The 13,183-nt window shown below is 30.9% G+C and carries 12 protein-coding genes; all 12 read right to left on the bottom strand.

Annotated elements, in window-relative coordinates:
• Positions 1 to 164: 164 nt before the first annotated feature.
• The 12 genes from HI950_RS23330 to HI950_RS23275 all read right to left on the bottom strand — a co-directional run bounded on the left by HI950_RS23330 (position 165) and on the right by HI950_RS23275 (position 13,181).
• Positions 165 to 1,331 (bottom strand): nucleotide sugar dehydrogenase, encoded by a 1,167-nt coding sequence (locus HI950_RS23330; protein ID WP_169087701.1) that lies wholly within the window; start codon positions 1,329 to 1,331, stop codon positions 165 to 167.
• A gap of 217 nt (positions 1,332 to 1,548) precedes the next feature.
• The gene (locus HI950_RS23325) at positions 1,549 to 2,865 is read right to left on the bottom strand and encodes a flippase (RefSeq protein ID WP_169087699.1); all 1,317 of its coding nucleotides are present in this window, start codon (positions 2,863 to 2,865) and stop codon (positions 1,549 to 1,551) included.
• Between the two features lie 387 nt (positions 2,866 to 3,252).
• The gene (locus HI950_RS23320) at positions 3,253 to 4,320 is read right to left on the bottom strand and encodes a glycosyltransferase family 2 protein (protein WP_169087697.1); all 1,068 of its coding nucleotides are present in this window, start codon (positions 4,318 to 4,320) and stop codon (positions 3,253 to 3,255) included.
• A gap of 16 nt (positions 4,321 to 4,336) precedes the next feature.
• Positions 4,337 to 5,125, bottom strand: coding sequence for an O-antigen ligase family protein (locus tag HI950_RS23315; protein ID WP_169087695.1), 789 nt, complete (start codon positions 5,123 to 5,125; stop codon positions 4,337 to 4,339).
• A 578-nt stretch (positions 5,126 to 5,703) separates the two neighbouring features.
• The gene (locus HI950_RS23310; RefSeq protein ID WP_169087693.1) at positions 5,704 to 6,807 is read right to left on the bottom strand and encodes a glycosyltransferase; all 1,104 of its coding nucleotides are present in this window, start codon (positions 6,805 to 6,807) and stop codon (positions 5,704 to 5,706) included.
• Between the two features lie 272 nt (positions 6,808 to 7,079).
• Positions 7,080 to 8,231, bottom strand: a complete 1,152-nt coding sequence (locus tag HI950_RS23305; protein WP_169087691.1) for a glycosyltransferase family 4 protein — start codon at positions 8,229 to 8,231, stop codon at positions 7,080 to 7,082.
• Positions 8,232 to 8,265: 34 nt separating this feature from the next.
• On the bottom strand, positions 8,266 to 9,468 hold the full coding sequence (locus tag HI950_RS23300) for an ATP-grasp domain-containing protein (protein ID WP_223285453.1): 1,203 nt from the start codon (positions 9,466 to 9,468) through the stop codon (positions 8,266 to 8,268).
• A gap of 158 nt (positions 9,469 to 9,626) precedes the next feature.
• Complete coding sequence (locus HI950_RS23295; RefSeq protein WP_169087689.1) at positions 9,627 to 9,845, bottom strand: acyl carrier protein; 219 nt, start codon at positions 9,843 to 9,845, stop codon at positions 9,627 to 9,629.
• 30 nt (positions 9,846 to 9,875) lie between these two features.
• Positions 9,876 to 10,631, bottom strand: coding sequence for an SDR family NAD(P)-dependent oxidoreductase (locus HI950_RS23290; RefSeq protein WP_169087687.1), 756 nt, complete (start codon positions 10,629 to 10,631; stop codon positions 9,876 to 9,878).
• 17 nt (positions 10,632 to 10,648) lie between these two features.
• Positions 10,649 to 11,659, bottom strand: a complete 1,011-nt coding sequence (locus HI950_RS23285; RefSeq protein ID WP_169087685.1) for a 3-oxoacyl-ACP synthase III family protein — start codon at positions 11,657 to 11,659, stop codon at positions 10,649 to 10,651.
• Between the two features lie 89 nt (positions 11,660 to 11,748).
• The gene (locus tag HI950_RS23280; protein ID WP_169087683.1) at positions 11,749 to 12,411 is read right to left on the bottom strand and encodes an LbetaH domain-containing protein; all 663 of its coding nucleotides are present in this window, start codon (positions 12,409 to 12,411) and stop codon (positions 11,749 to 11,751) included.
• Positions 12,412 to 12,587: 176 nt separating this feature from the next.
• On the bottom strand, positions 12,588 to 13,181 hold the full coding sequence (locus HI950_RS23275) for a sugar transferase (protein WP_169087681.1): 594 nt from the start codon (positions 13,179 to 13,181) through the stop codon (positions 12,588 to 12,590).
• Between the last annotated feature and the right edge of the window lie 2 nt (positions 13,182 to 13,183).

Below are 13,183 nucleotides of genomic sequence, written 5' to 3'. Positions count from 1 at the left end.
TTATTATGCAATTAAGTTATTTGTACCATTCTATGAACTTTGATTACACTGTTCGGGATTCATCGCTTTCTATTATTGTTCACTAAATTTAATATAAATGATTCTTGTATCCCGACTAACCATACCTAGTATTAACCAAAGAACAACTTGCTAATATAAAATAATTAGTCTCTATTATATAAGTCTCTTGTATAAACTTTCTCTTTAACATCTAATAGCTCATTTGAAATTCTATTTGTTACAATAACATCTGATAGATATTTAAATTCATCTAAATCTTTAATAACCCTGGAGTTATAAAAAGAAAGTTCTTTTAATACTGGCTCATAAATTATTACTTCTATTCCTTTAGCCTTTATTCTCTTCATTATTCCTTGTATCGAAGAGGCTCTATAATTATCAGAGTCAGTTTTCATTGTTAATCTATATATCCCTACAATCATTGGATTCATTTCTATTATTTTGCTAGCAATATGATCTTTTCTTGTTCTATTTGCATCAACGATAGCACCTATTATGTTATTTGGTACATCTGCATAATTTGCTCGTAATTGCTTTGTATCTTTAGGGAGGCAATATCCACCATAGCCAAAAGAAGGATTGTTATATTGGGTACCTATTCTTGGATCAAGCCCTACTCCTTCTATGATCGCTTTAGTATTTAACCCCCTCACTTCTGCATAAGTATCTAGTTCATTAAAATAAGCTACTCTAAGGGCTAAATATGTATTTGAAAATAACTTTACGGCCTCTGCTTCTGTTGAATCAGTAAACAGGACAGGAATATCCTCTTTAATTGCTCCCTCTATTAACAATGTTGCGAATCTTTCTGCTCTCTCCGACTTTTCTCCAATTATAATTCTTGATGGATACAAATTATCATATAGCGCTTTTCCTTCTCTTAAGAACTCTGGTGAAAATATTATGTTATTGGTTTCAAATTTTTCTTTAATCATATCAGTAAAACCCACTGGAACAGTTGATTTTATTATCATTACTGCATCTGGGTTGATCTCTTTAACCGTTGCAATAACACTTTCTACAGTACGTGTATTAAAATAGTTTTTTTCAGGATCATAGTCTGTTGGAGTAGCGATAATGACGAAATCTGAGTCTTTATAAGCTTTATATTTATCTGTTGTAGCTAAAAGATTTAATTCCTTTGTCTTTAAGAATATTTCAATATCATTATCCACAATAGGCGATTCTTTTCTATTGATCATATCAACTTTTTCTTGAATTATGTCAAGAGCGATTACTTCGTTTTCTTGGGATAATAATACAGCATTTGACATCCCAACATAACCAGTTCCCACAATTGCAATCTTCATAAATATTCCCCCTTCTTTAGAATTATGTTTTGTAATCCTGTCTCACCAAATAATTTGCATCAAATTAAATAGGAAGTAAACTAATAAAGCTTAGTTCAATTATTTATACTGAAAAATAATGACTTATTACTGAAATAATATATTAACGTCAATAACTTGAATCTTATCCCGCACAGCCTTTAAAGGAACTCAACTTATTCAAATTAGCATTATTCCCTTATGCCTTCTTTGCAGAATAACCGATAACACCTTTAAACAAAAACGAATCGACTATTAATTTGAAAAGTGGCCTAGTTTGCTTGAACAATAACAACGCCAATGTAGAAGATACTACCTCAGCAATAATAGCAGCTATAGCTGCCCCTATTGCACCATAACGAGGTATCAATGTTAAGTTTAGTATTACATTTAGAATTGCACCAATACCAATAAAGTATATGTGATATTGTTTGAGATTTTCAGATATTAACCAAATTGATCTAACACTTCCAAGCAACGAAAATGTCCTCGACCAAATTAAAACTGCTAACACCACAACAGCGTCTGCAAATTGTTCCCCAAATACAAGAAATATTATAGACTTAGAAAACAAGTATATAAATACAGATGCTAATATGCCAATCCATATAATCGAGCAATTAAGTTGTTTATATCGCTTAATATAAGCTTTATTATCATTTATCTTTGCGGTCAATATTAGAGGTCTTGCGGATTCAATTAGAGCATTAGGTATAAACATCCACAATGAAGAAATAGTCATAGCCGCTGTATAGATCCCAACAGTTGACTCACTTGCCAATTGACCTAGCATAATTTTGTCCATTTGAGTATAAATAGTAGCTATTAAATTAGCTATTAATAAATGATAACTTCGTGATATCAGCATCTTAGCAGTTAAAAAAGAAAATCTGAGCTTTTGTCCTTTAAATTTATAGTAAAAAGTAATTAGTAAAACACTAACTACAATAGCTTCAAGTATAGTAGCAAAAGCAAAATATGTTACAGATGCTTTAAAATAAATAAGTACAACTCTCCAAACTGCAATAAGTACATATGCGACAATCTTTGATATAACAGCATATTTAGACTGTAAATTTGATTGAAACCAATATGCAACAATATCAAATGAAATAAATAATAGAGAAATCGATTGTATAAATACAACTATCTGCAACGTATTATTATTGGGATTTAAAAAAGCCATAATTACAAATATTACTACAATTGAAAGCAGTGATGCGACTAGACGAAGTATAATTGTTGTGCCAAGCATCTGCCCAGTATCTTCTCTTTTATTTATTATTTCATTTACCAAAATGCTGTCCATACCTAATTTGCAAATCACTGTAAATATCGCCACATAAGCTGCACCATAACTTATTAACCCAAAATTATGAATACCTAGATACCTTGCCATTAGCGCTGTAACTATCAATGATAATATCATTCGAAATATCTGCTCAAATAACAGCCATCCGGTATTCTTCATAAATTTCCCTGATATTATAATTATTGCTTTGTTAAACTTACTCATTTTCAGATACTCATCTCTTTCCGTGCTGACTATCACTTTTTTTGACTATTATAGCAATCAATAATTTAAATAGGCTTCTTAAAAAATGAAAAACAAATCTATGATAAACATGCGACAAACCTCGAAATACGAATTTTTCTCCAACTAACTATCAGTTTTAAGCATACAGGCTAATTATCTATACTTATTCATAATAACTTTGTGATAGTTATTTCTATTCTACAAGCAATAAGGCATGCTATTCAGAACTGTTACTATTTATTCATGCAATAAGTCGATTTCTTTTTATGTGATTTATTCTTTATGATTAAGCTTACGAGAACTTTCAACTTATTTTTATAACAAAATTTAATTAAATAGTAACTTAATAGAATATTATTATTTATTCTACTTTTTATTATTTATTTTCTTTAATTGCACAAAAAGTTGAGTGAAATTTTTATTAACAAAAACTTTAAGCCCTAAAAGTAAAAACACACTTTTATAGTGTTTACCATTTACCAATTTGACAATAGTTCTTTGATAAAGATATGTATCCATCTCTGCATTTGCAAAATTACTCTTTAAATTCTGATCTGAAACAATTTTCATTAACCAATTAAATCTCATACGAAGATTGAACTTAAACTTTTCATTATAAACCAATTCTAATGCTTTTACTGAACCTAAAACATAAGATTCATTTATTCTCTTTATTATGTTTTTATTATTTATATTCCAATTAAGAATCATATCGCGCCTATAACTATCTACTTTATTAATAATTTCGCTGTAATTTTCAGGAAATTTATTCCATATTAGATTTATATCATTGATATAGTATGTATATAATGCTTTATTAAGAAATACAACTTTTTCAGCGTAATTCATATACCTCATAATAAATATTTCATCTTGATGTCTTCTTAAATCTGGATATCTAATGCTCTTTTCTTTAATTTTTTTTAGATCAAAAAACTTATTCCATGGCGCCCCTTGAATTGCAAATCTATCATTCATACTAAAATGTAGCTGATAGTTATTTCTCGCGTCTGCTCCAAGTAATGTAATCTCTTCATATTCTTTTAATGAACTAATATTCTCCCGCGTATTGATACACTTATAACCAAAAACAACTAAATCACTTTGATTTACTGTGGCACATTCAACCAATTCCTCGATAGCTTGTATCGATAATTCATCATCCGCATCTGGGAAGTACACGTAGTCACCTGTTGATACTTCTATGCCTGAGTTCCGAGCTTTCCCTGCTCCCTGGTTCTCCGTATGAATTACTTTCAATCGATTATCCGTGGTTGCAATTTTTTCACAAATAGCTAAACTATCATCCGATGAACCATCATCCACTAATATTATTTCTAAGTTCCTATACGTCTGCTTTAATAATGATTCTAAACAAGTTTCTAATTTCGAACCCATATTATAAACAGGAACTATAATACTTACTAATATCATGTGTACCTCCTTGAAGTTAGTTTTCATTTTGAGGATATTGAGATAAGAGCAAAAACGACAAAAATGATATTCCTATTATTCCTATAAATAAATGTGTTTCAAAACTATTATTAAGTAATATTATTGAAAAACCAAAAAAAGAAACGTTCTCTTTCACATTACTAATTTTTCTACCTGCTTTGATAATTTGAAATATAATCAATAATATTAAAAATAATGAAATGAATAACCCGTAATCCCATAGTAAATACAAATATATATTATGTGGATTCGAGATAGATAACGTGTAGTTGCCACCAAAAATAAGACTTTCAATTCTTATAAAACTATTATTTATAACATATTGCCAAATTTCCTCTCTACTACTTAACCCAATTTTTCCTGATGATTTAAATATATTCAGTGAAGCTACCTTACTAATTAAAGAAGAAAATACAACACAAACTAATGGAACCCACCCAATTATTTTCGAAATTTTTTTTCCAATATTCAAATTATTTTTAAATATTATTACCATTATCATAAATAGAATTCCAGTAAAAAACGAACTTCTTGATTCTGTCAAATAGATCAGATAAATATTCGCAAGTACAATACACATTAATATTAATTTTATTATTTTTTGATTTACATATATAAATCCCAAAGATATGTATATTAAATTTGTTAATAACACGGAACCTAATACATTTGGATTAGAAAAATTCAAATTTAAAGCATAATCCGAACTATAATACTCATACATAGTATTATCAGATAGTTTTAATATGAATAGTAGGGTCAAAAACATAGATAATGTAATCATAAATAAAACATCACTTTTTTTAACTTTAAAATATTTGCTGCATATTATCAAAAAAAATATTAGTAGTATATACATAAAATTTCTGAATTCAAATAAATAAATATTATTTATTATCTTATATGATAAATTTACAGAAAAAAAGATGAGGATGCATAACATTATCAACAATGATTTTCTATTGGTTTTTTTTAAGGAAAAATAAAGAGATGAAAATAGTATCATTATTGAAATTGTGTAGTTACCCATTGATATTAATATTTGTTTATCATATAGAAATCCGATACAGGTTAGCCAATTCAAAAAAAATATAATCTTCAAAAATACATCATTATGCATTCGTTTTATTGGAGCATACACATTTTCAATTGTTTCATATTTATACATTTATTCTCCTCTTAACTTAAATCTATTTATTAAAGTTGAGTATTGTGTAGAAAAATATAAATAATTAGATTTTCCAAATAACAGTTATTCATTTATGTCAACAAACATAAAAATAATAATCGTGCTGTATACAACCATGCTCCTTTAAGTGGACTTTTTAATAGCTTAGTTTAGTTTTTAAAATTTTATGAATGCTACAAGCTAATTCTTTTCCACTTTATCAATTGTTTAGTACGTATAAAATTAATTACTATTGATGTCCAATATATTACTTTTGGCGACTTGGTATTTAATACTGCTACTAAAAATTTCTCAGTATATCCCCTAGGAATTATCTCATTCAAACATTTAATCATTTCTTTTTTAGCTAATATAGTTGTTATATAACTTAAATTTTCTTTATATGTTCTTTGGTTATCCTTGTGTGATAATTGCATAAAACAAGCAAAAGCTAATTTTATATACAAAAAATCAACTGATTTATCTTTATAATTATTCTGTCTATAAAAAATATTAAGTCTCTCAATATTTGTCTTTCTATGTTCAAATTCATTTTCTCTATATTTTTTTGTTAAATTACTATTATCAACTTTATAATTATATAGAGCCTCACTAATAATATTGATACAACTACAGTATTCTATATAATTTAAATTAAATAAGAAATCTTCTCCCATTTCAGAGGTTTCATTAAATCTTATTTTTTTAGTTTTAATAAAATTAGTTTTATAAATTTTATTGTATATACCATTGAAAAGTCTATTTTTAAACAAAGTTTCTAACCGAGCTAATATCTCTTTCTTTCCATCTAGTGACTCAGAAGGCATAATAATATTATTTTCAATAGTTTTGTTTTTCTCGTGTTGAATTGTTTTGATTCCACATATAGCAATATCAACTTTTTCATTACTTATTGCATTTACCATCTTGTATATCATTTCAGTATCATAGCTATCATCAGAATCAATAAACATTGTATAAATCCCATTCACATAATCTAAACCTTTATTTCGCGCAGAACTTGGTCCCCCATTGTTTTGATGAATTGTTTTAATTCTTTTATCTTTTAATGAGTAGACATCACACATACTCCCACTATTATCTTTGGAACCATCATTGATAATGATTAATTCAAAGTTCGAATATGTCTGATTCAAGACCGAATTTATACTTTCATCCAAAAAATTCTCACAATTGTAAACTGGCATAATAATTGATACTAATGGCATATCATTTTCTGACACTAAACCAGAATCAGAATTAATATTATTTGAATGTTGCAAATCAATATTAATCATATCAATCCCCTGTATCTTCTTAGTAGTTAAGCAACACAAGTCAAAATACTAGTAAAAATAACGACCCAAAAAGTGAGATCTAGAACTAGAATTACATACCTGAAATAAAATATATTAGAAATTGATTAATTAATACTTTGGACAATTGCATTTAACTATGAATCCTACACGGAAAGCTCTGGTAGGAAAGTCATTGTTACTTCTTCATACATAATCTTTCTTATTTTTTACATAGTATTAAGAAATGAAACTTCTCTTAATTTAGAATAATTCTAGAGCAATTCTTTTTTATAAATTTCCTTCATTTTTATTTTTATATTGGCCACATCAAACTGCTTAATAGTTTCTAGGTTTTTAAGTCCCATTGTTTTTCTCAAACCCTCATCTACTGCAAGCTCAGATATGGCTTTAGCGAACCCATCAATATCCTCTGGAGGAAATAAATATCCCCCTATACTGTTCTCAATCAAGTCCACGTTGCCTCTAATTTTTGAAGCGACACAAGGTAATCCCGATGCCATGGCTTCCATCATCGATCGAGGTAAACCTTCTTGATGAGTTGTAAACAAAAAGATATCCGCTACTTGCTGAAGTTCTTTTGTGTCGGTTCTAAATCCTAAAAAGTGAATTTGGTTCTCTATATTCAAGTCCTTAGCAAGTCCTTTAAGCTCCTCCAATTTAGGCCCTTTCCCACAGATTAGAAAATGAAGTTTAGAATTATCAGCTTTAGCGATTGCTCTGATTGAGACAGCATAGTTCTTACGATGAATTAGATCACCCATTGCAATTAACAAAATATCCTCATTTGATAAACCGAGTGAATTTCTTATAGCTCGCTTGTCCAATTCCCCAGGTCTATATAAACTAGTGTCAACACCAACACCCGGAACATAGTATACTTTGTCAGAACTCATGAATTTCTGGGCAGCTTGGTAGTCTTCTTTATTAATGGTAATTATTGCATCCGTATAATAAGCTAAAAACATCTCGGCCCATTTAAAAATAGTACGATTAAGTATCGAAGCACCTTCATAAAAATGAAAACCATGAACTGTATAGATAACTTTGGGAACTTTAGCTTTCTTTCCACATAGCCGTCCTAATACGCCTCCAATAGGAGTATTGCAATGTATGACGTCAAATTTTTCTTTTTTTAAAAGAGTCATTAAATTTTTATAAGCTGTATAATTACTTTTAAAATCAAATATATTACGATATATACTCGCATTATAAAATGTTACATTATAATCACAATCTAACTCTTTCGCATTAATCCTATTAACTCCAATAAAAACTTCATAGCCCATAGACTGTGCAGCTTCTACACTAGGAATACTAACGTTATCTAATTTTATTCCGTCACGACTCACTTGTTGCTCATAAGTTGGCTTTGTGCTATTGGATATGAAAAGTAATTTTTTCATATTATTATTTCCCGTCCTATTCTATACACATATCTCAAATAATCTTAATATCAATAATTCTCATCGCATCTTCACACACTTTTATTGCTTCCCGAGCATCCTCGGCTTGCGAGATTACAAATCCTATTCTATCGGTGCTATTATTTATTTTGCCAATATTATCGCCTATTCTCTTCATAATACAGACCATCTTAACATCCGATAACTGCGATACTTTTTCTTGCCCGATTATATCTATTATTCTGCCTGGGGATACATCAAAATACCGTATCGCTGATGCTAAATCTTTCTTTTTTTTCAAGTCAGGACTATACCCAAGCGCAATTTCAATACAACATTTAACTATATCTACCCCTGTTGAAAACGGAACTAAGTGCGTCGTTATATTATCTCCACCTAGCCTAGCACCCAATTCGACAATTTTCGGTCCATTAGCTGTCACTATGATTTCTGTATGAGATGGTCCGTTCTCAATGCCTATAGCTTTAACTGCTGAAACTGTAATCGCTTCAATCTGTCTCTTCAAGTCATCTGATAGACAGGTAGGTTGTGAATGCCCCATTTCCACGAATCTAGGCGCACCTGTCGTCAGCTTATCCGTGATAGCAATAATATGTACTTGGCCATCGACACTTAAGGCTTCAACACTTACTTCAGGACCCTCCATAAATTCCTCTACAACTAGTTCACCGTTACGGGAGTATTTCATACTGTACTCATATGCGTAGTCAATGCTACTTTTATCATTTTTGTCATTCACTAAAAAAACTCCACGGCTTCCTGAGTTGTCTGCCGGTTTAACAATGAATTTATCTTTAAAATGCTGAATAGCAGACAAATAATCTAAATAGCCCATAACTCCAAAAAACATCGGAATGGCAACATCGTTCTGTTTTAAACATTCACGCATCAAGGCCTTATTTGTAGCTTTAAGAGCTGTATCTGTAGTCACACCAACAATATTAAGTGCTTCCGCTACGGCAGCAACTGTTTTCATCGGCATGTCGCTGGCCAATGTCATAATACCATCAACTTTATAATCCTTAGCCAAATTAATTACATTTGGTATATCGATTGTACTTACTTCAAGACACACATCTGCATCCTTGAAACCTATCGCATTTTTATCCATATCCACTGCTATTACCTGTAAACCCATCTCTTTTGCCTTCAATATAGCAGGGAGCTGTAATATACTGGCACCAAGTATCATTATTTTTTTATTAAGTAAGTTCATTATGTTCATCCTTTTGATTCCTTCAAATCAAATTTGATGGTCTATTTCTTCTTTTCAGTAGAGAGGCTATTTTTATAGGAACTTAAATACATAGCATACAAACAATTTAAAATAATTTATCTCAAATAACTAAACCACGTTTCAAGTTAGCAACTCTTCTATTCCATTTCATCCAAGATGTTCTGCACTGTTTTGAATCCTCTAATTACTTGACCAGTAACATTTCTATTGAATTTCTCATCAATTAAGGCAACCAATGATATAAAGGCCAGTGAATCCCACTCATCTATATCTTCTAATTTATCTTCAGGTGTCAAGCTTCCCTCATCCATTTCCAGCATTTCTTCCAGTAAAGCTATTTTTTCTTTTAATTCCATAATTATTTCTCTCCTTTTATTTTGAGGTTTTTAAGATAAATATCCGCCATCCACCGCTAAGCCTGTACCAGTAATGAATTTTGATGCATCACTTAAAAGATACGCTATAGCATTTGCAACATCTGTAGGTTCACCTATTCCAAGATATTGGCGGGATATTATTTGATTTTCTTCTGATTCTCCAGTGGTATCAGCGTACTGTGTATACATGTTTGTTCTAATAAACCCTGGAATTACCGAATTAACGCGTATTTTTTTTAGAGCTAACTCTTTTGCAAGTGGTCTAATTGAGCTATCTAACGCACCTTTAGATGCACAATATGCGGTAGTTGTTTTATCACCTTGTTTACTCATGATAGATGATATTGCAACAAACGATGCACCTTCCTCATAATACTTTTTCCTCGACATCATTCTGACAATTTCTATAAAGGCATAAAAATTAATCGTCATGACGTTATTAAGGAACGCAAAGTTAGTCATCTGCAAAGGGCGCATAGGACCTATACCTGCACAATGTGCCAACCCATTGAATGAGCCAAATTCAGAAACGGTTTTTTTAATCCATCCCTCAATTCCGTCTATATCAGTCAAGTCAAAGGGAAAGATCTGATGCCCCGTGCCCTCCATCTGTTCTAAAGTTTCCTGCAACCGTTGCGAACTTCTAGCAACTAAAGCCACAATCGCACCCAACTTACTAAGTTGAATTGCCACTGCTCTACCGATGCCGGATGAAGCTCCAGTTACTAGGATACGCTTCCCAGTAAGATCCATTGGATTAACCATTATTCTCATCACCTATTTCACCAATTTAAAATTGTCGATCCCCAAGATAAACCAACTCCAAAGCCAACCAACATGACTTTATCACCTGACTTAAGTTTTCCATCTTCCTGTGCTCTCTTTAAAGCTATTGGGATAGTAGCGGATACAGTATTTCCTATGTCAGCAAAGTTCATATAAAATTTCTCTTTATCAATCTTGATCTTTTTACGAAGATAATCTAGCATGAATTTATTAGCTTGATGAAATATAAAAAGATCGATATCCTCTTGCTGCAAGTTTTCTTTAATCAGAATTTCTTTTATGGTTTGAGGTACCACTTCAATAGTGAAATTAAACACGTCTGCACCAGACATATATATATTTTCTTCTGATCGCACAGATCCATTTTCGTCGGATTTAGCTACACCAGTTTCTACACTCTTAGGAATTCTTGCAGCGCCAGCAGGTACCATTAGATATTCCGCTCCACTTCCATCGGTGCCTAAATCAAAAGCACCAATTTCTGCTACGTCATCTCCTGTGCTTATTAAAGTAGCAGCAGCGCCGTCACCAAAGATGGTTCTATTGCTTTTATCCATGGGATGAATATATTTAGAATAGGTTTCTGCTGTTAGTAATAAAACGTTTTTTGCAATTCCTGAATTGATTAGACCTTTAGCAACAGCAAGGCCATAGATATAGGCGGAACAGCCTAGGTTAATATCAAATGCACCCGACTTCTGCGATAATCCCAAACGATGCTGCAAAATACAGGCTGATGTAGGCAAATGATAGTCAGGGCTTTGTGTGAGCAGTATAACAAAATCAATATCTTGACGATCGATGTTTTGCTCGTGGAATAATTTTTCTGCTGCGTAAAAGGCTAGGTCTGCTGCGGTTTCATTACTTTTACTGATATGTCTATGTTCAATACCAGTTTTATTCAAAATTTTCTCTGCTGTCCAGTCATCATATATTGCTGCCAACTCATCATTTGTGAGAATATCCTCCGGCAAATAGTATTCAATCGCCTTAATCCCAATTTTCATTATCACAACTCCAATCTTTGCAGTTTACTAATATTTTTCAAATTTCCTAACATATGATTCGTTATCACAACTATATAATTCGAGAAACATCAATCAAACATATCTATACTTTTTATTTTTTTCAACAACTGAGATTTTGGAGGTACTATTACAGAATAAGGCTTAGTGTCCTTTATAATTGAAGTATTAATCCCTGTAAAAGTATAGTCTCCAATATTTATATGATCTCTAAACACACATGAATTTCCAATAAAACAATTATTACCTACATTAACAAATCCAGAAAAAGAAACATTTCCTGTAAATGTATTAAAATTCCCAATATTACAATCGTGTCCAATTGTAACGCTTGGCCATATTAAATTACCAAAACCAATTTTAACAAACGGTTGGATTACAACATTTTCAAGAATTATATTACCTTCTCCTACATTTTCAGCGAGAATAGTTGCGCTAGGATGGATGATTGATGCAATCTTATAACCTTTTTCCTTACATTCATGCCATATTAGCTTTCTTATATCATTCATTTTCGTATAACCGATAGCTAATAAAATCTCATATTTATCACTTGGATATTTATCGCAAATTTCTTCGAATGCTATTACTGGCAACTCACAAAAAGTATCTGTATCAATGAATTGCCTGTGCGCACAAAAAGCTACTACTTCTCTGCCTTCTTGATCGATATAAAATTTCATTAACCTCCCAAAATCTCCAGTACCAAATATAACTATTCCCTTATTAATCACCTATGTCACCACTTCTTTGATTTTTTCTTTGAAATAATTGATCTATGTTTAAATAAATTTTATAATAATTAATTTTTTAATATTACTTACTAATTAAATTTATGAATTTAAATGCTAATATCTTTTTTTAATAATAATGCTAAGTTTCTGTTTTAAAGCAATCAGACACTTTTTCTTTAATCCGCAGAAACATATATATTTCTGTTTTTTAATACCGACAGCACCGTTTTGATAATAATTTTTAAATCTAGTAATAATGAGATGTGATTAACATAATAAATATCATTTGCAAACTTATCCTTTGCCGAAATTGAGTTTCTATAATATGCTTGACTATATCCAGTAACCCCTGGCCGTACGCTAATTTTTAATCTCTCATCACCTTGATAAATATTAATTGCCTCTGGCAAATCTGGTCTTGGTCCAATAATACTCATTTCACCTTTTATGATATTCAATAGCTGCGGTGTTTCATCAAGACTTGTCTTTCGTAGGATTTTTCCTATTTTTGTCAGCCTAGGATCATCCTCTGAATTAAAGGTTGAACCATCTTCGTTCCTTATGTCAGGCGCACTCATCTTCATAGAGCGAAATTTATACATTTTAAATATCTTTCCGTTCTTACCAAGTCGTGACGCATTATAGAAGATTGAGCCATTATCTTGAAAGTATATTATTGGGCTAACTATAATTAATATAATTAACCAGAATGGTAGAGCGATTAATGCTAGTACTAAATCGAATAATCGTTTAAAAAAGTGTCTATACATTC

Source organism: Paenibacillus sp. PL91 (assembly GCF_012935325.2).
Classification (GTDB): domain Bacteria; phylum Bacillota; class Bacilli; order Paenibacillales; family Paenibacillaceae; genus Pristimantibacillus.
This window is presented reverse-complemented; position numbering and strand designations above follow the sequence as displayed.

What these genes read in the sequence shown, in the direction of transcription:
- HI950_RS23300 (WP_223285453.1), bottom strand. Translation starts at nt 9,468, where the DNA reads ATGAACTTACTTAATAAAAAAATAATGATACTTGGTGCCAGTATATTA.
- HI950_RS23295 (WP_169087689.1), bottom strand. Translation starts at nt 9,845, where the DNA reads ATGGAATTAAAAGAAAAAATAGCTTTACTGGAAGAAATGCTGGAAATG.
- HI950_RS23330 (WP_169087701.1), bottom strand. Translation starts at nt 1,331, where the DNA reads ATGAAGATTGCAATTGTGGGAACTGGTTATGTTGGGATGTCAAATGCT.
- HI950_RS23310 (WP_169087693.1), bottom strand. Translation starts at nt 6,807, where the DNA reads ATGATTAATATTGATTTGCAACATTCAAATAATATTAATTCTGATTCT.
- HI950_RS23320 (WP_169087697.1), bottom strand. Translation starts at nt 4,320, where the DNA reads ATGATATTAGTAAGTATTATAGTTCCTGTTTATAATATGGGTTCGAAA.
- HI950_RS23290 (WP_169087687.1), bottom strand. Translation starts at nt 10,631, where the DNA reads ATGGTTAATCCAATGGATCTTACTGGGAAGCGTATCCTAGTAACTGGA.
- HI950_RS23305 (WP_169087691.1), bottom strand. Translation starts at nt 8,231, where the DNA reads ATGAAAAAATTACTTTTCATATCCAATAGCACAAAGCCAACTTATGAG.
- HI950_RS23315 (WP_169087695.1), bottom strand. Translation starts at nt 5,125, where the DNA reads ATGATTACATTATCTATGTTTTTGACCCTACTATTCATATTAAAACTA.
- HI950_RS23275 (WP_169087681.1), bottom strand. Translation starts at nt 13,181, where the DNA reads ATGTATAGACACTTTTTTAAACGATTATTCGATTTAGTACTAGCATTA.
- HI950_RS23285 (WP_169087685.1), bottom strand. Translation starts at nt 11,659, where the DNA reads ATGAAAATTGGGATTAAGGCGATTGAATACTATTTGCCGGAGGATATT.
- HI950_RS23325 (WP_169087699.1), bottom strand. Translation starts at nt 2,865, where the DNA reads ATGAGTAAGTTTAACAAAGCAATAATTATAATATCAGGGAAATTTATG.